This window comes from Solirubrobacter phytolaccae, from assembly GCF_027587195.1.
Classification (GTDB): Bacteria; Actinomycetota; Thermoleophilia; order Solirubrobacterales; family Solirubrobacteraceae; genus Solirubrobacter; species Solirubrobacter phytolaccae.
In genome coordinates, this window is record NZ_JAPDDP010000005.1 from 97945 (window position 1) to 120551 (window position 22607).

19 protein-coding genes, 1 tRNA gene and 1 other RNA gene are annotated in these 22607 nt (G+C 71.4%); 12 read left to right on the forward strand and 9 right to left on the reverse strand.

The window, feature by feature from the left end; translation table 11 throughout:
- Positions 1 to 142 precede the first annotated feature (142 nt).
- Positions 143 to 1648 (forward strand): fibronectin type III domain-containing protein, encoded by a 1506-nt coding sequence (locus tag OJ997_RS04330; RefSeq protein ID WP_270023800.1) that lies wholly within the window; start codon positions 143 to 145, stop codon positions 1646 to 1648.
- Here OJ997_RS04330 and OJ997_RS04335 read toward each other — a convergent pair.
- Together OJ997_RS04335 and OJ997_RS04340 are read right to left on the reverse strand one after the other, a co-directional pair.
- Positions 1632 to 2588, reverse strand: coding sequence for a hypothetical protein (locus OJ997_RS04335; RefSeq protein ID WP_270023801.1), 957 nt, complete (start codon positions 2586 to 2588; stop codon positions 1632 to 1634). The two genes, OJ997_RS04330 and OJ997_RS04335, sit on opposite strands and share 17 nt — an antisense overlap.
- Positions 2589 to 2743: 155 nt before the next feature.
- Positions 2744 to 3436 carry a hypothetical protein gene (locus OJ997_RS04340; RefSeq protein ID WP_270023802.1) on the reverse strand — a complete coding sequence of 231 codons (693 nt, stop codon included), beginning with the start codon at positions 3434 to 3436 and terminating at the stop codon, positions 2744 to 2746.
- 76 nt (positions 3437 to 3512) lie between these two features.
- Here OJ997_RS04340 and OJ997_RS04345 point away from each other — a divergent pair, with 76 nt between their 5' ends.
- The 3 genes from OJ997_RS04345 (at position 3513) to OJ997_RS04355 (ending at position 7989) form a co-directional block, all read left to right on the forward strand.
- Positions 3513 to 3938 carry a MarR family winged helix-turn-helix transcriptional regulator gene (locus tag OJ997_RS04345; protein WP_270023877.1) on the forward strand — a complete coding sequence of 142 codons (426 nt, stop codon included), beginning with the start codon at positions 3513 to 3515 and terminating at the stop codon, positions 3936 to 3938.
- A gap of 76 nt (positions 3939 to 4014) precedes the next feature.
- Positions 4015 to 6393 (forward strand): WD40 repeat domain-containing protein, encoded by a 2379-nt coding sequence (locus tag OJ997_RS04350; RefSeq protein WP_270023803.1) that lies wholly within the window; start codon positions 4015 to 4017, stop codon positions 6391 to 6393.
- Between the two features lie 12 nt (positions 6394 to 6405).
- The gene (locus OJ997_RS04355) at positions 6406 to 7989 is read left to right on the forward strand and encodes an alkaline phosphatase D family protein (RefSeq protein ID WP_270023804.1); all 1584 of its coding nucleotides are present in this window, start codon (positions 6406 to 6408) and stop codon (positions 7987 to 7989) included.
- Between the two features lie 245 nt (positions 7990 to 8234).
- On the opposite strand, the gene OJ997_RS04360 is transcribed toward OJ997_RS04355, so the two are convergent.
- Positions 8235 to 9455: an aldo/keto reductase gene (locus tag OJ997_RS04360; protein ID WP_272599333.1), complete on the reverse strand. Its 1221-nt coding sequence runs from the start codon at positions 9453 to 9455 to the stop codon at positions 8235 to 8237.
- 232 nt (positions 9456 to 9687) lie between these two features.
- Here OJ997_RS04360 and OJ997_RS04365 point away from each other — a divergent pair, with 232 nt between their 5' ends.
- Positions 9688 to 10524, forward strand: a complete 837-nt coding sequence (locus OJ997_RS04365; protein ID WP_270023806.1) for a CE1 family esterase — start codon at positions 9688 to 9690, stop codon at positions 10522 to 10524.
- 82 nt (positions 10525 to 10606) lie between these two features.
- Here the strand turns inward: OJ997_RS04365 and OJ997_RS04370 are convergent.
- Positions 10607 to 10691, reverse strand: a tRNA-Leu gene (locus OJ997_RS04370).
- Positions 10692 to 10803: 112 nt separating this feature from the next.
- On the opposite strand from OJ997_RS04370, the gene lexA reads away from it, so the two are divergent.
- Entirely contained in the window at positions 10804 to 11451 is a 648-nt protein-coding gene (lexA, locus tag OJ997_RS04375) for a transcriptional repressor LexA (protein WP_270023807.1), read from the forward strand.
- Positions 11451 to 11972, forward strand: a complete 522-nt coding sequence (locus OJ997_RS04380) for a hypothetical protein (RefSeq protein WP_270023808.1) — start codon at positions 11451 to 11453, stop codon at positions 11970 to 11972. Before lexA ends, OJ997_RS04380 begins: the two co-directional genes overlap by 1 nt.
- An 80-nt stretch (positions 11973 to 12052) precedes the next feature.
- Here OJ997_RS04380 and OJ997_RS04385 read toward each other — a convergent pair whose 3' ends face one another.
- On the reverse strand, positions 12053 to 12901 hold the full coding sequence (locus tag OJ997_RS04385) for a 3-hydroxybutyryl-CoA dehydrogenase (protein WP_270023809.1): 849 nt from the start codon (positions 12899 to 12901) through the stop codon (positions 12053 to 12055).
- A 49-nt stretch (positions 12902 to 12950) separates the two neighbouring features.
- Positions 12951 to 13148 (reverse strand): hypothetical protein, encoded by a 198-nt coding sequence (locus tag OJ997_RS04390; protein WP_270023810.1) that lies wholly within the window; start codon positions 13146 to 13148, stop codon positions 12951 to 12953.
- Between the two features lie 76 nt (positions 13149 to 13224).
- On the opposite strand from OJ997_RS04390, the gene rnpB reads away from it, so the two are divergent.
- The 3 genes from rnpB to OJ997_RS04405 all read left to right on the forward strand — a co-directional run bounded on the left by rnpB (position 13225) and on the right by OJ997_RS04405 (position 15565).
- Positions 13225 to 13551: RNase P RNA component class A (rnpB, locus tag OJ997_RS04395), an RNA gene on the forward strand.
- Positions 13552 to 13629: 78 nt separating this feature from the next.
- Positions 13630 to 14862, forward strand: coding sequence for a Y-family DNA polymerase (locus OJ997_RS04400; protein WP_270023811.1), 1233 nt, complete (start codon positions 13630 to 13632; stop codon positions 14860 to 14862).
- A gap of 376 nt (positions 14863 to 15238) precedes the next feature.
- Complete coding sequence (locus OJ997_RS04405; protein ID WP_270023812.1) at positions 15239 to 15565, forward strand: hypothetical protein; 327 nt, start codon at positions 15239 to 15241, stop codon at positions 15563 to 15565.
- A 121-nt stretch (positions 15566 to 15686) separates the two neighbouring features.
- Here OJ997_RS04405 and OJ997_RS04410 read toward each other — a convergent pair whose 3' ends face one another.
- Positions 15687 to 16481, reverse strand: a complete 795-nt coding sequence (locus OJ997_RS04410; RefSeq protein WP_372517864.1) for an ABC transporter permease — start codon at positions 16479 to 16481, stop codon at positions 15687 to 15689.
- Positions 16481 to 17455, reverse strand: a complete 975-nt coding sequence (locus tag OJ997_RS04415; RefSeq protein WP_270023814.1) for an ATP-binding cassette domain-containing protein — start codon at positions 17453 to 17455, stop codon at positions 16481 to 16483. The genes OJ997_RS04410 and OJ997_RS04415 overlap by 1 nt, the downstream gene beginning before the upstream one ends.
- A 69-nt stretch (positions 17456 to 17524) precedes the next feature.
- Here OJ997_RS04415 and OJ997_RS04420 point away from each other — a divergent pair, with 69 nt between their 5' ends.
- Positions 17525 to 18274 carry a TetR/AcrR family transcriptional regulator gene (locus OJ997_RS04420; RefSeq protein WP_270023815.1) on the forward strand — a complete coding sequence of 250 codons (750 nt, stop codon included), beginning with the start codon at positions 17525 to 17527 and terminating at the stop codon, positions 18272 to 18274.
- Here OJ997_RS04420 and OJ997_RS04425 read toward each other — a convergent pair.
- Positions 18229 to 18762, reverse strand: coding sequence for a GNAT family N-acetyltransferase (locus tag OJ997_RS04425; RefSeq protein ID WP_270023816.1), 534 nt, complete (start codon positions 18760 to 18762; stop codon positions 18229 to 18231). The genes OJ997_RS04420 and OJ997_RS04425 overlap by 46 nt on opposite strands.
- A gap of 125 nt (positions 18763 to 18887) precedes the next feature.
- On the opposite strand from OJ997_RS04425, the gene OJ997_RS04430 reads away from it, so the two are divergent.
- The gene (locus tag OJ997_RS04430; RefSeq protein ID WP_270023817.1) at positions 18888 to 22529 is read left to right on the forward strand and encodes a DNA polymerase III subunit alpha; all 3642 of its coding nucleotides are present in this window, start codon (positions 18888 to 18890) and stop codon (positions 22527 to 22529) included.
- The last annotated feature ends 78 nt before the right edge of the window (positions 22530 to 22607 follow it).

The following is a 22607-nucleotide window of genomic DNA, read 5'->3' on the forward strand; positions in this document are numbered from 1 at the left end:
TGACGGGTCGCTCAAGCTCGCTCGCGCGGGTGTCGAGTAACGGGCTGCCGGGTTGCGTGCTTGCCCGGTTTTCCATGGCCTTTTGGCGTGCCGACCTGCGGCGCTCGACGGTTGACCGCAGCATCTCGAAAGGACCCTCTGCATGTCCCGACTCTCGCGCGTCCTGGCGCCCGTCGCCGTTGCCGTCGGCCTGGCGGCCTTCGCGCCGTCCGCCCTGGCCGGCACGACCGTCACGTTCCCCGACGGCGGTCCCGTCGCGACGACGGTGCAGATCACCGATGCAGGGCCCTCGGCGAGCACGGTGCACCTGACGGTCACGGCCGCCACGCCGTCCGACCTCGCGAACACGAAGGTGTTCCTCGGCCGCGGGTCGTACGTCTACGACGTCATCGGCGCGGACGGCGTCCGCGAGGTGGACGGCGAGTTCCGGGACCTGTACGACGAGCCGTGCGCCGTCTCCCAGGCCACGGCGCGCACCGACGTCCCGGTCACCGTGGGCGCGAGCAGCTTCACCGCCGAGCTGCCGAAGGGCGACATCGTCTCCTTCGAGGAGGTCGACATCGCCGCCGTGGTGACGGGCATGGGCACGGGGTGCACGCGCGCCGGCAGCACTGGCATCGCAGTGGACTTCTTCAACGACGCGCAGGAGATCGACGGCTTCTCCTGGAACGACCCGGCCACGCCGACCGTGACCGCCACGGGCGGTCGTCGCCAGTACACCGTCTCCTTCGCCCAGGAGTCGGGGACGGCCTACGAGCTCTACCGGATCGTCAACGGCGTCCGTGCGCAGGAGCCGGTCTACCTGAACGGCAAGACCGGTGACACCCAGTTCGTCATCGAGTGGGACAACGACGGCAAGCCGCTGCCGCTCGGCACCGACTTCAGCTTCCAGCTCCGCGCCGTCCGCTCGTTCACCAGGATCGACGGCAACGGCGACGACTCAAAGCCGACGAGCGGCTTCACCCCGGTGGTGAACGTCGCGACGAACCCGGCGCAGACCGTCATGTTCACCGGGCAGCCGGCGGCCTCCACGACCGCCCGCACCGCCGACTTCAGCTACGCCGTGACCGGCAGCCTGCCCGGTGAGACGCCGTACTGCGGGCTCGACCTCCACACCGAGGCCGGCCGCGAGGTCCCCTGCTCCGCCACCGGCGCTTCGCTCGCCGGGCTTGCGGTCGGCGCGCACACGTTCACCGTGTTCCCGCTCGACAACGAGGCCGCGTACTCGGTCACCTGGACCGTCGTCGACGCGCCCGTCGCGCCGCCGGTTCCGCCCACGACTCCGGTCACGCCCGTTCCGCCCAAGAACCAGGCCGACCTCGACGGCGACGGCATCGAGAACACCTGGCTCGTCAACGGCCAGCCCGCCGCCGCGCCCAAGACCCCGAAGGCGTCCGTGAGCGGCACGAAGGTCAAGCTCACGCTGCCGGCCGCACCCAAGGGCGCGAAGTCGATCCGCGTCTACCGCGCGGACGGCAAGGGCGCGTACAAGCTGGTCAAGACCGTGAAGGCCGGCAGCAAGGCCTTCACCGACACCAAGGTCAAGGCCGGCAAGACCTACAAGTACAAGACGGTCGCGGTCAACGCCAAGGGCCAGCAGGGCAAGGCCTCCGGCACCGTCACCGCCAAGATCAAGAAGAAGAAGTAGCCGCGGCGCGCGCGGCGGCGTCCTGGACGTCGCCGCGCGTACGCGTCCAGAGGTGATCGGCGCCCGCCCAGGCGGCGAAGCACAGCCCGCCGACCGTCCCGGTCACGGTCAGCAGCACCCCCGTGGCGGCGACCGCCGCGACCCCGTTGCTGCCCAGGATGAGCACCGCGGCCGCCGCGCCCGTCGTCGGCCCGATCGGCAGCTGCCCGAGCACCGCCACGGCGATCAGCAGCGCGATCGCGTCGAGGAACGACGCGTCGACGCCGACCGCGTGCAGCAGCAGCCAGTTGCGGAAGATCTGCGAGAACACGGCCACCAGCACGAGGCCGATCACGCGCGTCCCGCCGGTGCGCGTGCGCAGCACGGCGAGCCCGCGCCACAGCTCGCGACCCGTCCGCAATGCGAGCTTGCGGAGGCCGGCGCTGGCGGTGGCGAACACGGCGAAGGCGATCACCGGCAACCACCACGGCAGCCCCAGCGGCCCGACCAGCGTGAACGACGCCAGCGCCGCCAGCGTCGCCTCGACGGCAAGGATCGGGAACTCGGCCGCGATCAGCGTCGGCACCTGCGGACACACGCTCGGCGACGACCGCCGCAGCGCCGCGATCCGCGCCGCCACCCCGAGCTGCGAGTTGAGCACGCTCCCCAGCACCTGCATGCTCGACGCGCGGAACAGCACCCGCCGCTCCACCGTCCCGCCTGCCGCCTCGACGCTCAGGTGCCACGCCTCGCTGCGTGAGAGCAGGGCGACGATCTGCAGGACGACGGCGACGACGAGCGTCCACATCCCGACGCTCTTGAGCGCGAACGTGAACTCGTCACGCTGCCCGGCGAGCACGATCGCGAGCGCCGCGGCGGTGCCCAGCGAGCCGACGACCGTCAGCAGCGTGCCGTGCCGTCGCCCGAACTCCCGCAGGCGCCGGCCCTTCCCGCGCCGCATCACCCGCTCAGGTACCACTCGCCACCACGACCTCCGGTTCCAGCTTCAGCGCTCGGAAGTCAGATGGTGCTGCCGGCCCGATCGGACCGACCCCACGATGAATGCCCTCCTGCGACCACGGTACCCATCTTGCGTAACGAGCAGCTCAGCCCGCTCTAGGCCGGTGAGACGCCGTCGGTGAGCCGCTGCTCGATCTCGCGGAGCCGGGCTTCGACCCCGGGGGCGTAGCCCGCGGTGCCGCCGCAGGCGAAGTTGGCGGTGAGCTCGGGTGACGTCCACCGATCGAGCGCCGCGCGCAGCTCGTCGAAGGCGGCCGGATACGCATGGTTGAACGAGGGCACGTCGATCCCGATCGCGCCGAGGATGAACGGGCACCCGCGGCCGGGCGCCGGCGACCCGCCTTCGATGTCGTTGGCCGCGGCGCCACCCAGGTGGCGGACCTGCACCTTGATGAACGGCATCGAGCCGTGGGCGCCGAGCAGCTGCAGCAGCCGCTCGGCGCAGTCGGGATCGAAGGCGGCGAGCATCAACCCCTGTGACCACGAAGGTGCCGCGCCGCGGGGCTCGTCGAACACGCGAGCGATGTCCCGCGCGGGGAGGAGCTGGACCGTGTCGGCGTCCGGACCGAGGTCACGGAGCGCGGCGATGGCCCTCGCCCCTTCGTCTGAGCCCCCGGGAAACGCGCAGTGGAGGGCGAGTGACCGTGGACCGTGGCCGGGCGGACGGGTGAACGCGGCCGTCGTCGTCACGCGCGGGTCGGCGGTCGCGGTCCAGGCGCTCCACCCGCGGAACGCGTCGTCCATCTTGTCCTCGCCGAAGGTCAGGTAGCCGCCGTAGAGGGAGGTCATATCTGCATCAGAGTGCTAAATCAGCAACGAGTTGTCAAATTGACCGCGCGGCGTCTACCATCGCCTCGTGCGTGAGATGGAGCAGCTGTACGCCGAGCTCTTCGAGGCGGCCGGCGTCGGCCGCCGGGTGGGCGAGACGATCGCCGGTACCGCCGGCCAGACCCAGGCGCGCTGGCAGACGCTCTGGATCCTCGGGAGCGGCGGGACGCTCACGGTGCCCCAGGTCTCCCGCCGGCTCGGCGTCAGCCGTCAGAACATCCAGCGCCTGGCGGACCAGCTCCAGCAGGAGGGCCTGGTCGCGCTCGAGCCCAATCCGGACCACAAGACCTCTCCGCTGCTGGCCCTGACCACCGAGGGTCGGCAGGCGCTGGAGCGCATCAACCTCGCCGCCGAGGCGTCCCATCTCGAGATCCTCGAGCAGTTCCCCGCGTCCGACGTGGCCGCGCTGCGAGCGCTGCTCCGACGCTTCACCGCCGCGATGCGGACCGACCCCCTCTCGTGAACAACCCGTAGCCAGCTCCGGGATCCGGACCGCGGCGTCCGTAGTGTCGCGCCGGTCACCAGAGACTGGAGCTTCAGTGCATGGATCCGCGCGCCTGACGCGGCTGGCCGGGACGGCCGCCGCGCTCGGCCTGCTCACGCTTGCCGCACCCGCCGGGGCCGCCGTACCGGTCTTCACACCGGCGGGCCCGCTGTTCACCGACGTGTCCCCGGAGGCGATCAGCGTCTCGCCCGACGGCAGGACGGTCGCGACCGCGACGCCCTTCACCGGGATCGCGCTCGTCGACATCACCGACCCCGCCGTCCCGCGGGTGAAGGCGAGCCTCGCGACCGACCAGACCGCGCTGGCGTTCACCAAGGACGGGCGCTACCTGCTCGTCGTCGACCAGCAGCTGGACCCGGAGCGCCCGGGCGGGCCGGACGCGCGCAACCTGCGCATCCTGGACGCGGGCACGCTCGCCGAGGTCCGCCGGATCGCGATCCCGAGCGGCGACTCGGTCGACGTGTCGCCCGACGGGCAGTACGCGGCGATCGCCGACGAGCAGGACCAGGGCTTCAACGACGGCTCGGTGATCGTGCTCGACATGCTCGGGCGCGAGGTGGCCGACTGGACGACGCGCCAGATCGCGCTGCCCGCCCGCGACGACGCGCGCTGGCTGAAGCCGCTGGGCGTGACGCTCAAGCTCCAGCCCGAGTACATCGACGTCCGCGCGGACAACGTCGCGCTCGTCTCCGTCCAGGACCAGAACGCGTTCGCGCTCGTCGACCTCGTGTCCGGCACCGTGCAGAAGGTGCTCGACGCGGGCTCGATCGACACCACGACGTTCAAGGAACGTGAGCAGTTCGGGGCGTGGGACTGGACGGCGCCGGCGAAGGCTCCGCGCATGCCCGACGGCGTCGCCTGGCTGCCCGACGGCAAGCACTTCCTGGCGGCCAACGAGGGTGAGAAGGACTTCTTCTCCGACGGCGCTCGCGCGATCGACCAGGGCGCGATCACGCGCAAGTTCGGCGGCCGTGGGTACGGCGTCTACAACGCCGACACGGGCGCCCTGGTGTACGACTCCGGGCTCGCGGGCGAGCGTGAGACCGCGCGCCGCGGGTTCTACCCGACGAGCGACGCCGGGGAGGCGGGCCACCAGTACGAGGGAGCGGCCGTCGCGCGCTTCGGCGAGTCGCTGCTCGGCTTCGTGGTGTCCGAGCGCGGCAACCAGCTGCACATCCTCGACCTGGCCGATCCTGCCGCTCCGAAGCTGCTGCAGATCCTCGCGACGGGCGAGCGCCCCGAGTACGTCGTGCCGATCCCCGAGCGCAACCTCGTGCTCGCTTCCGGCGAGTCGGGCGGCCTGTCTGTCTTCAAGGTCGCGGCGCCCGGCTCCCACGCGGTCATTCCCGTCGTGCCCCAGGACCCGAGCTTCGAGTTCGAGCTCACGTACGGCTTCGGCGGCAACCCGAAGTCGATGACCTACGACGACGGCCGGATCCTGTTCCCGACCGACAACGGCGTGCTGTCCGTCGACCCGGACGACCCGCGCGGGCCCAACGCCAGGACGGTCGGCTCGCACGCGGGCGACGCCGTCCCGGACGGCGCCGGCGGCTACTGGCTGCGCAGCACGGAAGGCCCGCTCACCCACGTGAACCGGGCGGGCGAGACGGTCCTCGAGCGCGCGGACGCCGGCACGTTCGGCGGTACGCGCATCGGCGACCGCACCTACAACCCCGCGTTCGGCTCCGTCGACGTCTACGAGCTCTCGACGGGCACTTCGCTCGGCGCGTTCACGGTCGACATCCCGGGGCGCAACCCGTACGTGCAGGACACCGAGGCGACCCCCGGCGGCGACCTGCTGTTCGCCGTCCGCGTCCCGGAGCAGCAGGCGATCGAGGTCTACGTCCTGCGCGACCCGGAGACCGTGGCGTTCGGCTCGACGGTCAAGCCCGCGCTGCTGCAGACGCTCTCGCTCGGCGCCTACTCGCTGCGCCGTGACCTGGACGCCTGGTTGCGGCTTGCGGTCAGCCCCGAAGGTCGCGTCTTCATCGGCCACACGGACAACGCGTTCCTGGAGCTGGACGAGCGCCTGCCGGCCTACCAGACCTCGACGGAGACGTCCGTCGGTGGCACCGTCCCGGCCACGCTGTCGCTGGCGATCGGCACCCCGGGTCCGCTCGGCCCGTTCGTGCCGGGCGTCGAGCGTCTGTACGAGACGACCGCCGCGGCGACCGTCACCTCCACGGCGGGTGACGCCACGCTGTCGGTCGGCGACCCCGGCCATCTCGTCAACGGGGCCTTCAAGCTGCCGGAGCCGCTGCAGGTCGCGCTCTCGAAGTCCACCTGGGACGGCCCGGTCTCCAACGAGCAGGTCACGGTCGGCTTCAAGCAGCTCGTGAAGGCCACCGACGCGCTGCGCACCGGGCGCTACTCCAAGACCGTGACCTTCACGCTGTCGACGACGCGGCCCTAGGAGGTCAGCGATATGAGCATCAGTGGGGATTGGGACCGGCGCATCAGCCGCCGGGCATTGCTGCGCACCGGCGGGACGCTCGCGGCGGGCGCGGTGCTGCTGCCGACGGTCGCGCGTGCCGTCGGGTCGTCGGTCGACGGAGATCCGTTCTCGCTCGGGATCGCTTCGGGCGACCCGACGCCCGACGGGGTCGTGCTGTGGACGCGGCTGGCGCCGCGGCCGGAGCTGGCCGACGGTGGGATGGGCACGCAGCGCTGCGCCGTCCAGTGGGAAGTCGCGCTCGACGAGCAGTTCAAGTTCCCGGTACGGCGCGGGACGGAGCAAGCGGTGCCCGAGTGGGCGCACAGCGTCCACGTCGAGGTCACCGGCCTGCTGCCGCAGCGCGAGTACTTCTACCGCTTCAAGTGGGGCACGAACGTCAGCCCGGTCGGCCGCACGCGCACCGCGCCTCCGCCGTTCTTCGGCAACAAGGAGCTGACGTTCGCGTTCGTCTCCTGCCACAACTGGGCCAACGGGTACTTCAACGTCTACGACGACATCGTCCGCCGCGACCCGCAGTTCGTCGTGCACCTCGGCGACTACATCTACGAGGGCCCCGGCGGCACCGCGCCGTTCCGCCCGCATCTGCCGGCGGTCAGACTGGCGTCGCTGTCGGACTTCCGGATCCGCCACGCGCAGTACAAGACGGACCCGGACCTGCAGAAGGTCCACGCCGCCCTGCCGTTCTTCATGACCTGGGACGACCACGAGGTCGACAACAACTACGCGGGCCTCGTTCCCGGGACGGACGTGCCGGCGGAGCAGTTCCCGGCCATCCGCGCCGCCGCCTACAAGGCCTACTACGAGCACATGCCCGTGCGCAAGACCGCGGTGCCCTCCGTCGGCACCGGGATGATGATGTTCCGGACCATCCAGTGGGGCCGCCTGGCGAGCTTCTACGCGATCGACGGGCGTCAGTACCGCTCCCCGAACGCGGACCCGGCCAGCCCGCGCGGCGCCAACGGCTACACCCCGAGCGAGCTGGACCCGAACCGGACCATGCTCGGCCCGGACCAGATGCGCTGGCTGCTGAACGAGCTGTCGACCACGCGCGCCGGTTGGAACGTGTTGGCCAACAACAAGGCGTTCTCGCCCTTCGACCGTGACACCGCGCTCAACTCGGTCGAGTTCAACAGCCCCGACAACTGGGACGGCTACGTCGCCGACCGCCAGAAGATCCTCGAGACGCTCGCCGAGCGCCGCACCCCCAACCCGATCGTGCTCACGGGCGACTCGCACAACAACTGGGTCCGCAATGTGCCGCCGGACTTCAACCGCCTCGACGGCCCGCCCGTGGCGACCGAGTTCATGGGCACGTCACTCTCGACGGCAGGCAACACGCCGAACCCGTTCGTCCGCTGGAACAACGACAAGAACAACCCGCACCTGCTGTTCCGCAACAACCAACGCGGCTACGTGGAGTGCGCGATGACGCCCCAGTCCTGGACCTCGCGCTTCCGGATCGTCACCGAAATCGAGAAGCGCGTGTACGGCACGGCGGAGACGCTGGCGACGTTCGGCGTGGAGAGCGGCAAGGCCGGCGCCGTCCGCATGTAGCCACCGGGCGTCCACTGCTTACTCGCAGAAACAAGAAAGGCCCGCATGTGCGGGCCTTTCCTAGTGCGCCGAAGAGGACTCGGGCCTCCACGGCCAGGAGAGCACGAGCAGCCCGGCGCCACGGTCAACGCGGCGGCGATGCGATGGTGAGCTACGCCATAGGTGTCGTCGTGACGATCACCTGGCGACGCGGCGAGGCCGCGCCGCCGGTGACCGCACCTGATCAGCAGCCGGCGTGACGCGGTCTAGCGCGGGCGGGGCGGCGCCTCGACACCCGAGAGCCTGAGCACGCCCGCCGGCAGTCGAGCGCCCTGGATGGTGATGGCGTCCAGGGCGGTGGTCAGCTCGCGAAGCTCCTCGCTGCTGAACGTCACCTCCTCGGTGCCGATGTTCTCCAGCAGGTGCGAGAGCCGCGTGGTGCTGGGAATGGGCACGATCCACGGTTGCTGGGCGCGCAGCCACGCGAGGGAGATCTGCGCGGGTGTGGCGCCCTTGCGCACGCCCCAGTCCAGCAGCAGCTGCACGAGCGGCATGTTGGCCGGCATGTTCTCGGCGCTGTTGCGCGGCAGCGCGGGGCGGAAGTCGCCGGGGACGAATCGGGTGTAGGGATTGATCGTGCCGGTCGTGAACCCGTAGGCGAGCGGTGCCCAGCACACGAAGCCGATGCCGAGCTCCCGGCACAGCGGCAGGATCTGCTCCTCCGGGCCTCGCCAGACCATCGAGTACTCGTTCTGGATCGCGGCCAGCGGGTGGACGGCGTGCGCGCGGCGTACCGTCTGCGGTCCGGGTTCGCTCAGGCCCCAGTGCAGCACCTTGCCGGCTCGGACCAGGTCCTTGATGGTGTCGGCGACGTCCTCGATCGGGACGGTGGGGTCCACGCGGTGCTGGTAGAGGAGGTCGATGCGGTCGGTGCGCAGCCGGCGGAGCATCCCGTCGACCGCGCGGCGGATGTGGTCGGGTTGGCTGTTGAGGCCGCCGAGCTGCTGGCCGGTGTCGGGGTCGATGTTCCAGCCGAACTTGGTGGCGATCACGACGTCGTCGCGGACGCCGCGTACGCCCTCGCCGAGGATCCGCTCCGCTTCGAACGGCCCGTAGGCCTCCGCGCTGTCGAAGAACGTGACCCCTTGGTCGACCGCGGTCCGCACCAGGGCGACCATGTCCTTGCGGCTGGTCACCGGCCCGTACAGGTTGCCGGGCATCGTCTGCGTGCCCAGCCCGATGCCGGAGACCTTCAGGCGGCCGAGCCGACGGCGCTCGGTCAGCGTCGTGGACGCGGTCACCGCGCGACTGCCGCTGGGGCCGCGACCCCCGCCGGACCCGCCGCGAGACTTCGTTGCGCCGAACGCCGGCGACGTCCCAGCGCCGCCGACGATCAACGGGGCGGCGGCGAGCCCCGCCGCTCCTTGGAGGAACCGACGACGGCTTCGCCCAGCCGTATCGGTGTCGTGATCGGACGTCGAGCTCATGCTGCGTGGCACCCCTCGTGGTTGTTGGGCGTCGACATCTCCCCAACATGTCCCGCTTCGCCCGGGAATAGCGGGGCCCTGTGAAGGGGGGATCGACAGGGCCCCCCGGTCATCGCGCGGAGCGTCTACCGTCGAACGTGACGCGCGGCCGGCGAGTCCGCCACCACGCGAGCGAAAGACGGTCTCCATGCCCGGCGCCGACCACGTATCCGAGCTCCGCACTCGCAGAGCCGTGCGCGCCCTCCTCCTCTGCGCGGCGCTGCTTGCGACCGGCTGCGGGTCGTCGAGAACCGCGTCGGAGCGCTCTGCGGCGACGACGAGCACGCCCGGTCCGTCGACCCACTCGGTCGCGGTGGACGGGACGACCCGCGAATACCGGCTGTACCGCCCCGCGGGACTCTCACGCCGCGCGCCTCTGATCGTGGTCTACCACGGCTGGCCCCAGACCGCCGAGGACGCCGAGCGCGGAGGCGGCTGGACACAGGCGGCCGACCGCCACGGATTCGTCGTCGCGTTCCCGGAGGGCGTCGAGCAGTCCTTCAACGCCGGCGGCTGTTGCGGCGGCGCGCAGAGCGAGGGAGTCGACGACGTCGCCGCGGCCCACGCGATCATCACCGACGTCAGTCGCCGCGTAGGCGTCGATCGTCGCCGGATCTACGCCACGGGCTTCTCCAACGGAGCGATGATGGCCTACCGGCTGGGCTGCGAGTCCGATCGCTTCGCCGCCATCGGCCCCGTCGCCGGCACGCAGATGGTCGACTGCCCGGACCGGCGCCGGGTGTCTGTCATCCACATCCACGGAACGGAGGACGGCATCGTCCCGCCCGACGGCGACGCCGACCTTCCGCCGATCCGTCGCGTCATCAGCCAATGGCGCTCGAGCCTGCGGTGCGCCCCAGCCTCGGTCACGACGTCCGGCGACCTCAGGCGCTCAAGATCACGCTGCCCCGGCGGTCTCGATGTCGACCTCTTCACCCTGCGGGGCCTCGACCACGAGTGGGCCACCCGTTCCCAGGGCCTCGACACCACCGAGACGCTCTGGGCGTTCTTCGCGCGCCACCGTCGCTGAGGCGACGCCGCGAGTGTTCTCCCCCGGCGGAACGAGCGGCCCCAGAACGACGAAAGCCCCGCCGAAGCGGGGCTTTCTGCAATGCGCCGAAGAGGACTCGAACCTCCACCCGGTTAGCCCGGACCAGGCCCTCAACCTGGCGCGTCTACCAATTCCGCCATCGGCGCAAGAGCGGCCGCGAAGTATAGCCGCGAGCGGTCGGGGGTTGAGTCCGTCCGCGAGGAGAGGTACCTTGTGCGAACACACGTTCGGGCAAGTTCAGGGAGACGCGAACACCGCATGGACATCGGCAAGGATCTGACGAAGCGCCAGCAGGAGATCTTCGACTTCATCAAGCGCTATTCAGCGAGCCACGGCTATCCGCCGACGGTGCGAGACATCGGCAAGGCGGTCGGTCTGGCGTCGTCCTCGACGGTGCACGCGCACCTGGCGAACCTGGAGAAGGTCGGGCTGCTGCGGCGTGATCCATCCAAGCCTCGTGCAATCGAGCTGCTGGACAAGGCCGGGTCGGCCGCGACGTCGGCGCTGGATGCGGTGAAGTCGGCCGTGCTGCCGAACGGGCTGCCGCTCGTCGGGCATGTGGCCGCGGGTCAGCCGTTGCTGGCCGAGGAGAACATCGAGGAGTACGTCCAGATCCCGGAGATCGCGGGCGGCGAAGACGGCGAGTACCTGCTGCGGGTGCGCGGGGACTCGATGATCAAGGCGGGGATCCTCCCGGACGACGTTGTGGTCGTTCGCCAGCAGGACACGGCCGACGACGGGCAGATCGTCGTCGCGCTCGTGGGGGAGGAGGCCACCGTGAAGCGCTACTTCAAGGAGGCGGACCACGTGCGTCTGCAACCGGAGAACGATGCCCTGGAGCCGATCCGCTCGCGCGAGGTACAAGTCCTCGGCCGGGTTGTCGGCGTGATGCGGAGGGTCGCATAATGAGTGCGCTGATGGCCGATCACCGCGACTACGCGGATGACGTGCGCCAGCCGTCCCTGTTCGACGTGCTCGCGCCGCCTTCGGCGCGGCCGCAGTCGGAGGAGACCGTGGCGCCCGAGGGTGGGCAGGTCGTCGAGTTCCCGCGCCGTCACGAGGCTGCGGAGGGCGAGGTCGTCGTCGAGGGCGAAGCGTCCGTCGCCGAGGCGCCCAGCGGCTTCGTGGAGCCGTCGGCGCCCTTGGCTCCGGAGGACGCTTGGCTGGTGGAGATCGCGCCGGAGCTCGACGAGGCTGAGATGGTCGTACTCGCGCCGGAGACCGAGGTCGCCGGTGAGCCGCGCACGCCGAGGGCCGCGGGTGCCTCGTTGGCCGGGCCGACGCTCGACGACGTCATGTCGCGCGTATGGGAGGGTCTGGCCATCGGGTTGCCCGCGGCGTGCCCGGTCTGCCACGGCGAGGTGCTGCCCGCGGTCGAGGACTCGCGCATCGGGGCCTGCACCTCCTGCGGGACGACCGTCGCGTAGTCGCGCGCCCCGCAGGCTGATGGCGCGCGAGCAGTGACGGGCGGCGCCGCCCTCCACTGTCGATGCTGAGCTGAGCCGCCCTACTTCGAGTAGTCGTAGAAGCCGCGCCCGGTCTTGCGACCGAGCAGGCCGGCCTCGACCATGCGGTTGAGCAGCGCGGGGGACACTGAAGCCGGATCGCGGAACTCGTCGTGCAGGGACTCGGCGACCGCCAGCAACGTATCCAGGCCGATCAGATCGGAGAGCCGCAGTGGCCCCATCGGATGCGCGCAGCCCAGCACCATGCCCTGGTCGATGTCCTCCTTGGAGGCGAAGCCCGACTCGTACATGCGGATCGCGCTCAGCAGGTACGGGATCAGCAGCGCGTTGACGACGAAGCCCGCGCGGTCCTGGGAGTCGATGCACTGCTTGCCGAGGACGTCCTCGGCGAACTTGCGCACGTCGTCGACCGTCTCGGGCTCGGTCATGATCGACGTGACCAGCTCGACGAGTGGGAGCACCGGTACCGGGTTGAAGAAGTGCATCCCGAGCACGCGGCCGGGCTGCTTGGTCTGCGCGCCGAGCTTCATGATCGGCACCGAGGAGGTGTTCGAGGCGAGGAACTTCGCGTTGGGCAGGAGCTCGTCCAGGCGGCGGAAGACGTCGCGCTTGAGCTCTTCGTCCTCGACGATCGCCTCGATCGCCGCGTCCGAGCCCTCGATGTCCTCGAAGGTCGAGGTCACCGCGAGGTGGTCAAGCGCCGCGGCCTTCTCGTCCTCGCTGACTTTGCCGGAGCGCACGCCCCGGTCCAGCGACTTCTCGATCGCGGCACGCGAGCGCTCAGCGCGCTCGTCGTTCGCCTCCACCACAGTCACGTCGACGCCGGATCGCGCACAGACCTCTGCGATCCCTGCGCCCATCAGGCCACCACCGATCACACCGACTCGCATGGCGGAGCAACCTAGCGGCTCGCCGGCCGCCTAGGCGGAATGCCTGGCGTCAGGCGGCTTCGGCGGGTGGCACAGGGATGACGCAGACGCAGTTGGGCAAGCGGCTCGAACCCGGAAGCATCATTCGTCCGGCACCGCGCTCGGCGGCTGCCTTGCACGCGACTTCGGCGGCGTGCTTCCGATCATCGAGCTGCTGCGCGACTGGAGTCTCTTCCCCCTGCGCATCGATATAGACGACGTCGTACATCACATTCAGTGTCTTCGGCATCTCGGACGGATCCGGGAGGCAAGATCACCGTAGCTTCACAACCAGCTACTTTGACCTGGCGGATCGAGCAGTCGCGGGGGCATTGCCCTCGAGGAAAGTCCGGACATCGCAGGGCAAGGTGGTCGGTAACGCCGACCCGGGGAAACTCGCGGGAAAGTGCCACAGAAAACACACCGCCTAAGGTCGCTCGCAAGAGCGTCCCGGCAAGGTTGAAAAGGTGCGGTAAGAGCGCACCGGCGCCGTGGTGACGCGGCGGCCAGGCAAACCCCACCTGATGCAAGACCAAGCCGGACCGCTTGCAGGCTGCCCGCCAAGGTCCAGGTCGGTCGCAGAGATGGATGGCTGCTTGAGACAGAATCCGGCTTATAGATCCGCTACGGGTGGGGCTCCGGGAAACCGGGGCCCCATCTATTTCCGGACGTCGGGAGCCTGACCGCGGCGGCGCTTCCCTCCGACCCGCATGCGAACATACGTTCTGTCGATGGTCGTCTGCGTCCTCCTTCCCCGCTTCGAGCTCGCGGTTGCCGCCGGTGGCCGTGAAGCGCTCGCCGCCGCACCGCTCGCCCTGGCCCCCGAGATCGGCCGCGAGCCGCTGATCGGCGAAACCTCCGCCGCTGCCGAAGCGCACGGCGTCCGCGCGGGCTTACGTCTCGGCGAGGCGCTCGCCCGCTGCCCGACGCTGCGTCTGGTCACGCCAGACCCGGCCGGTGTCGCGGACGCCTGGGAGACCGTCGTGAGCGCCCTCGAGGGCATCGGCGCGGCCGTGGAGACCGACCGCCCGGGTATGGCCTGGTTCGAAGAGCAGGGTCTGCGTGGCCTTCACGGCGGCAGCGTGGAGAGCGTCATCTCCACCACTCGCCGTGCCCTGGTGGGCGGCGAGAGCCGGACCGGCGCGGGTGCCCGCGTCGGTGCCGCGCCGTCGCGGTTCGCCGCTCTCGCCGCGGCCCATCGTGCTCGCGCGCGCCGGCCCGAGATCGCTCCGGAGAAGCCGGCGGGGCTGGCCGCGTACCTGGCGCCGTTGCCCGTCTCGCTGCTCAGCTCGCGCGGCGAGGTCGCCGCGTTGCCGGAGGCGTTCGAGCGCTTCGGGATCGCGACCCTCGGCGAGCTGGCCAAGCTCTCGCGCGCTGCGCTCGCCGATCGCTTCGGCAACCCCGGCCTGCTGGCACGAGACCTCGCGCTCGGTCGGGACACACCGCTCCGCCCGCGTGTCCCCACCGAGCGTCTGCAGGAGATCCTCGAGCTGCCGGAGGCCGCGCTCGGCCAGCAGCTCGAGCGGGCCCTCGGCATGCTGATCGACCGTGTCCTCGCGCGGCCCGAGCGCCGCGGCCGGACGGTGCGGGCCGTCGTGCTGTCGGCAGCGCTCGTCGGCGGCGGCACCTGGCGCTCGCAGCTCACCTTCCGGGAAGCACTGGCCGACCCACGCCGGATGCGCCTCGCCCTCGGGGGACGCCTCTCCGAGCTGCCCGCGCCGGCGGACTCGCTCCGCCTGCGCGTGGAGGCGTTCGGCCCGCCGAACGGAGATCAGCGTTCCCTGCTCGCCGAGCCGGCCGCGATCCGCCGCGCTCGCCTGCGCGAAGCCGTCCGCCAGACCCGCGCGGCCGCGGGCCCGGACGCCGCCCTGCGCATCCTTGCCGTCGACCCGGACTCACGCGTGCCCGAGCGTCGCCTGGCGCTCGCGCCGTGGGAGCCATGAGCCAGCCGAAGCCCGCGCGGGCTCGGGCGGCGGCCATCGCGCGTGCCACCGGCGCCGTGCCCCTACCGCGTCTCGCGCAGGCTCGGCCCGTCGCGCGGGCGACCGGCGCCGTGCCCCGGCCGCGTCTCGCGCAGGCTCGGCCCGTCACGCGTGCGCCTGGCGTCGTGAGCCTGCCGCGTCTCGCGCAGGCTCGGCCCGCCACGCGTGCGGCCGGCTCTGCGGCTCGGCCGCGGCGGTGCGTGCCGTCGTGAGCGCCGAGCGCGGTCATCCACCCAGCCGTCCGCAGGCGGGTCCGCCGCCCGCCCAAGGCGGTCCGCGCCGGCTCCCCGCGGCGGTCTCGCCTGGGGAGGAAGCGCCGCCGGTTGGCCTTCGGCGCGTGCGGGGCTCGAGCGCGGCGGGCGAGGCTCGCAACGCGGCGCAACGCGGCGGCGCCGCCAGCGTCGGCATCGAGCCGCTCACGAGCCGCGGTCCACGGCGCCTCGCGAAGCCCAAGCCGGTGCGCGTCCAGGCGGACAAGGTCGGCCGGCCGCTCCGGATCGGGCACCGCGAGGTGGACGCCGTGCGCGAGTCCTGGCTCGTCGAAGACCGCTGGTGGACGGACGAGCCGCTCCGCCGGCGCTACTGGGAGGTGGTCACGGGCGACGGTCGAGACCTCGTCGTGTTCCGAGATCTCGAGGAGGGCCGCTGGTACGCGCAGCGCTAAGCCACAGCGTGGCGAGCACGCGCGCGATCGCCGGATGGCGCAGCGCGCCTGGGCGCTCGCCCCGCGGAGTGAGCGGCCGCCCGCGCCGCCGCCGCCGCGCGGGCTCCGCGACGCGGCTGGGTCAGCGCGAGAGGCGTTGGTAGCGGCGCACGGAGAGCGGCAGGAAGATCGCGGAGATCACGACCGGCCACACCACCGCCATCAGGACGGCGTGGGAGCCGATCCAGGAGTCGGCGGTGTTCGCGCCGACGTTGCCGAAGAGCTCACGGGCCGCGCCGACCGTCGAGGACAGCGGGTTCCACTCGGCGAGGAAGCCGAGCCAGTTCGGCATCAGCTCCGGGGCGACGAACGCGCTCGTGACCATGGTGACCGGGAAGAGCAGGCCCCAGACCGAGCCGGCCGCCTCCGGGCTGCCGACGATCAGGCCGAGGTAGATGCCGACCCACAGGCACGCGAAGCGCAGCAACAAGAGCAGCGCGACCGCGAGGAGCGCGTTCCCGAGGCCGTCATGCCAGCTCCAGCCGACGACGAGGCCGCAGCCGATCGTGATCAGCAGGCCCGCGAACGAGTTGATCATGTCGGCCGTGCAGCGCCCGGTCACGATCGCGGACGGCGCCATCGGCAGCGAGCGGAAGCGGTCCATCACGCCGCGCTCGATGTCGGTCGCGACCACGGTCATCGTGTTGCCGATCCCGAACGCCATCGTCATCGCGAAGATGCCCGGCATCAGGAAGTCGCGGTAGTCACCGCCGCCCGGGACGACCATGCCGCTGCCGAAGACGTAGCCGAACAGCAGCACGAACATGATCGGGAACGCCAGCTCGCCGATCACCCGGACCGGGCTGATGATCCACGTCAGGAGGTCCCGGCGCGTGATCGTCCAGGTGTCGTACACGCTCCACTGCAGCCGCGCGATCACGCCGCCACCTCCTCGGAAGCCGTCTTCTCGGCCGCCGGGCGACCGGTCAACTGCAGGAACACCTCATCCAGCGTCGGACGCCGCAGCGCCACGTCCTCGGCTGTCACGCCGACATCCTCGAGCCCGCGCAGCACCGCGCTGAGCGCCGCCACCGGTTCCGCCGCGGGCGCGGTGATGCGACGGGCCAACGCGTCGACCGAGGGTGAGCCGCCGCACGCCAGCTCGATCGCCGTCGCCGCGACCGACACGTCCGACTCGGCCGCCACGACCACGTCGATCTGCGACCCGCCGACCCGTGCCTTCAGCTCCGCCGGCGTGCCCGCGGCGATCACCCGCCCGCGGTCGATCACGGAGATCGAATCCGCGAGTTGATCCGCCTCGTCGAGGTAGTGCGTCGTCAGCAGCACGGTGGTCCCCTCGGACACCAGCGTCCGCACGACGTCCCACACCTCGTTGCGGTTGCGCGGGTCCTGCCCGGTGGTCGGCTCGTCCAGGAACAGGACGCGGGGCGCGCGGATGAAGCTCGCCGCGAGGTCCAGCCGACGGCGCATGCCGCCCGAGTACTTCTTCGCCGGCCGCAGCGCCGCCTCCGTCAGCCCGAACCGCTCGAGCAGCTCATCCGCCCGCTGTCGCGCGGCCCGCGGCGAGAGATGGTGCAGCCGCCCGAACATCTCCAGGTTCTGGCGGCCGGTGAGCACGTCGTCGACCGCGTCGTGCTGGCTCGTCAAGCCGATCCGCGCCCGCACCGCCCGCGGCTCGGAGACCACGTCGCAGCCCGCGACCCGCGCTCGCCCCGAGTCCATCCGCAGCAGTGTCGCGAGCACGCGCACCGCCGTCGTCTTGCCCGCGCCGTTCGGGCCGAGCAACCCGCAGACGGTCCCCTCCGGCACCGCGAGGTCGAGCCCGTCCAAGGCCACCGTGTCCCGGTACCGCTTGCGCAGCCCGTCTGCGACGATCGCCAGCTCATCCACCGAAACCGACCCCTTCCGAGTACGCTGTACGCATAAGCGAGTACAGCGTACGCACTTTGTCAAGTCCGCATGCCTGAATCGACCGGCGGAAGCGACTTCCGCATCAGTCTGAAGCTCCTCTGGGGCACGAAAGAACGCGCGCCGCGCGGCCCCAAGCCGACGCTGACGGTCGCGCAGATCGTCGAGGCGGCGATCGCGCTCGCCGACGCCGAGGGGATCGACAACGTGAGCATGCGGCGCGTCTCCGAGCGCCTCGGCGTCGGGGCGATGTCGCTCTACCGCTACGTGCCCTCGAAGGCCGAGCTCCTCGACGTGATGCTGGACACGATCCACGCCGAGCACGCCAACGCGCCGGCGCCGGCGGACAGCGAGCCGTGGCGCGTGCGGCTCGCGTGGCACGCGCGGCAAAGCCGCGCGCTGATCCAGCGCCACCCGTGGATGCTCCAGGTTCGCCATGGCCAGCGCCCGCCGCTCGGGCCGAACATCATGGCCGTCTTCAATGCCTACCTCGGCACGGCCAAGGACATCGGCCTCGAGCCGCACGAGACGCTCGCGGTCACTGAGCTCGTCGGCAACTACGTCCAGGGGGCGACGCGCGCCAGTGTCGAGGCCGTGCAGGTCGAGCTGGAGAGCGGCACCTCGGACGAGGAGTGGTGGGGCGAGCGCAACGAGTTCTGGGAGGAGTACTTCGACGTCGAGCGCTTCCCGCACATCACCCTGATGTGGGAGCAGGGTGGCTACGACGAGCCGGTCGATCAGTTCGAGTTCGGCCTTCAGCGCGTGCTCGACGGCATCGAGGCGATGCTCGCCGGGCGCTGACCGCGGAACACGGCGTGAGGCCGGCCGAATGCGAGCCGCTCGCCGGCACGCTGCATCCCGAGCTTCGTCAGCACGTGCAGCGATGCGACGTTCGCCGGCTCCGCCAGCGCGACCACCTCGTCCATCCCCAGCCGGTCGAACGCGACTTTGAGCCACGTCCCGGCGGCCTCCGTCGCGTAGCCGCGACCCCACCACGCCGCTCCGAGCGTGTACCCCAGCTCGACCTCGCCCGCCGGCGTGCGGTACAGCCCCGCGTCGCCGATCAGCGCTCCCGACGAGCGCTCGACCACCGCCCAGAACGAGTACCCGTGCAGCACCTGGTGGTCGCTGTAGTCGTCGATGAGGCGCCGTGTGTAGGCGAGGTCGGCCATGGGCCCCGTCGCGACGTAGCGCATGACCTCCGGGTCCGAGTAGATCGGGTGGACGAGCGCCACGTCCCGCGGCGTGAACGGCCGCAGCAGCAGGCGCGATGTCAGAAGCTGATCCACGCCTCGGTTCTACCTCACGCGTGCGCTGCGTGCGGTGGTGGCGCTTCGGCTGCGTGAGTTCCGTGAGGGCCATGGGATGCGAACGAATGTACGTATCCGTCCGGACGGAATGAGAACATGTGTTCGTGCCGTACGTCGAGCTTCACGCCCACACCGCCTTCTCCTTCCTGGACGGCGCCTCCTCGCCCGCAGAGCTGGCCGCCGCGGCGGCGGAGCTCGGCCACGAGGCGCTCGCGGTCACGGATCACAACGGCGTGTCGGGGTCGATGGAGTTCGCGCAGGCGGCCAAGCCGCTCGGCCTGCGGGCCATCCACGGTGTGGAGCTCGACGTGGAGGACCCGCGCCCCGAGCGTGACGGCGAGTACCGGCACGTCACGCTCCTGGTCGAGAACACGGTCGGCTGGCGCAACCTGTGCCGGATCGTCTCGCGTGCGCACGAGCACGACCGTGATCCGCACGAGCCGCCGCCTGCGGTGCCGGTCGAGGTGTTGGAGGCCCATCCCGAGGGCCTGGTCTGCCTGAGCGGATGCGCGGATCACGGGGTCCATGACGAGGCGACGCTCGCGCGGCTGAAGACGGCGTTCGGCCCGGACAACCTCCGCGTGGAGCTCCAGCGGCCGTTCCAGCGCCACGACCGGTCGCGCAACCGGGAGCTGGCACAGCTCGCCAAGCGGCTCGGGCTGAAGACCGTGGCCACGGGCAACGTGCATGTCCATGCGCGCTCGCGGGCGTCGCTGCAGGACGCGTTCGTCGCGCTTCGCCACCACCTCACGCTGGATTCGTCAGAGCCGGTGCGACGGGGGAACACGGCGCACGTGCTCGCGTCACCGAAAGCCATGGCCGCGCGCTTCGAGGGGCACGCGGAGGCGGTGGAGGAGAGCGGGGAGCTCGCGGCCCGGCTGCGGTTCGACCTCACGCAGGATCTCGGGTACCGGTATCCGGGGGCGGAGGACCCGCAGGCGGCGCGCAAGCTCTCGGAGCTGTGCTGGGCGATGCTCGAGGTGCGCTATCCGCCGGGGGCCGCGAACCACGGCGCGGCGCATTCGCGGCTCATCGAGGAGCTGCGGGTGATCGACTCGCTCGGCCTCCCGGGCTTCTTCCTGCTGCACCGCGACCTGCTGGAGCTGGCGCGCGACGTCGCGGTGGAGGTGCGCGGGCCCAGCTCGGCGCGCGCGCTGTTGCCGCCGGGGCGCGGGCGCGGGTCCTCGGTGTCGTCGATCGTCTGCTACCTCACGGGCCTCTCGCACATCGATCCGATCGCGAACGACCTGTTTCTCGGGCGGTTCCTCAACGAGGACCTCAACTCGCTGCCGGACATCGACCTGGACTTCCCGCGGGACGTGCGCGAGAAGCTGATCCCGCGCATCCATGACCGCTACGGCATGCAGCGGTCGGCGCTGGTGGCGGCGTTCCCGACGTTCCGGTCGCGCGGGGCCATCCGCGAGCTGGGGAAGGTGCTCGGCCTGCCGGCGGGGGAGCTCGAGCGGGTGGCGCGTGGCTCGGAGCCGTGGGCGGTCAAGAGCGTGGGGCGGGACGTCGAGGTCGCGATGGGGATGGAGCCCACGGGGGAGCCCGGGCCGTTCATCGACCCGGACGCGCGGGCGAACGCGTTCGCGATGAGCACGAGTGAATGGCTCGCGATGGTCAATGGCAAGCGTCCTGACCAGGCCGAGGCGCACGAGACGGACACGTCGGATCGGTCGTACGCGCACCTTCCGGGGCGCTGGGCGTGGCTCGCGCGGCTGTGCGACGAGGCGTACGGGCTGCCGCGCCATCTCTCGCAGCACTCGGGCGGGATGATCGTCTCCACCCGCCCGTTGATCGACTGCTGCCCGGTGCTGCCGGCGGCGATGGAGGGGCGTCAGCTCTGCCAGTGGGACAAGGACTCGTGCGCCGACGCGGGGTTCCTGAAGATCGACCTGCTGGGGCTCGGGATGCTGTCGGCGGTCGAGCGCTGCGTGGAGGAGATCGGGCGGGTGCGTGGGGAGCGGGTGGACCTGTCGCGGATCCCGTACGACGACAAGCCGACCTACGACGCGATCCAGGTGGCCGACACGATGGGTGTGTTCCAGATCGAGTCGCGTGCGCAGATGGCGTCGCTGCTGCGGACGCGGCCGGAGTCGTTGGAGGACCTGACGATCCAGGTGGCGATCGTGCGGCCGGGGCCGATCCTGGGCGGCGCGGTCAACCCGTACATCCAGCGTCGGCAGACGCAGCGCGAGAACCCGGACTACGAGGTGCCGTACGAGCACGAGTCGCTGCGCGAGGTGCTCAAGGACACGCTCGGCACGATCATCTTCCAGGACCAGGTGATCGAGGTGGCGATGGCGTTCGCCGGCTTCTCGCCCGGAGAGGCGGAGGGGTTGCGCCGCGCGATGAGCCGCAAGCGCTCGGCCGAGGCGATCGAGGCCTACCACCAGCGGTTCCTCGACGGCGCGCGGACCACGCACGGCGTGGGCGAGGAGGTCGCCGAGCGCGTCTACGGGATGATCGTCGGCTTCTCGGGCTTCGGCTTCCCGAAGGCGCACGGCGCGGCGTTCGGGCTGCTCGCCTACCAGTCGACGTGGCTGCGCGTGCACCACACGCCGGAGTTCCTCTGCGCGCTCCTGAACGAGCAGCCGATGGGGTTCTACGCGCCGGACACGCTCGCGCACGAAGCCCAGCGCCGAGGGGTCGAGCTGCGCCCGCCGGACGTCAACGAGAGCGAAGCGCTGTGCATGGTCGAATGGGTGCCCGAGCTGGGCCCGTATCCCGGGCCGCCGAGTGACGCCGACGCCGAGCGGGCCGCCGCGGCCTTGATCGAGGTGGGCATTGCCGCAGGCGACGGCCAGGCGCTGCGAGTCGTGGAGGGAGGCGCGGGTAGCGGGGGCGGCGCGGCGGGCGCCGTCCCCGCGGGGGTCGTGCGGCTCGGGCTCGGCTATGTGTCGGGGGTGCGGGAGGACGAGGTCAAGGCGCTCGTGGCGGCGCGGAAGGCGGGTGGGCCGTTCCGATCGCTCGCGGATCTGGCTTCGCGGGCCGGGGCCGGGCGGCCGGCGCTGGACAAGCTGGCGTGGGCCGGGGCGTGCGACTCGCTGGTGGGCGGGGCGTCCGAGCATGCGCGGCGAACGGCGTTGTGGCAGCTCGGGGTGGCGGCGCCGGGGGAGCGGCTCGTCGAGGGGACGCAGCTGGCGCTGCCGCTGGAGGTCCCGGACGCGCCGGAGCTGCGGCCGCTCACGCCGTGGGAGTCGATGATCGGGGACTACGCGACGACGGGGCTCACACTCGGGCCGCATCCGATGAAGCTGCTGCGACGGTCGTTGCCGCCGAACACGGTGTCGATCGCGGACCTGCAGCGGATTCCGCACGACACGCCGGTGCGGTTGGGTGGGCTCGTGGTGGCGCGGCAGCGGCCGGGGACGGCGAAGGGGATCGTGTTCCTGCTGCTGGAGGACGAGTTCGGGACGATCAACCTGATCGTGCCGCCGGACCTGTATGAGGCGAACCGGCTGACGGTGCGCTCGGAACCGCTGCTGCTGTGCCAGGGGCGGCTGGAGAAGCTGCCGCAGGCGGGCGGCGGGATCAACCTGTTCGTCAAGGCGGTGCGGGCGCTGGTCACGCCGGACGACGTGAAGGCGGACGTCGTCGAGCTGGCGGAGCGGCGCGTGCAGGCGGCTGCGACCGGCCGCGGCGAGGGCGAGCAGGGCGGGCGCGAGGCGGCGGCCACGATGGGCGAGTTCCGCCAGGTCTCGCCGCCGATCCAGAGCTTCGCGTCGGGGCGGCGACGGTAGATGCCGGCGCCGACTCGAGGCTCTGCCTCGGGTGTGGCGTGGCCGATACGCGGCTCAGGTTCGGGCCTGAGGCGGTGA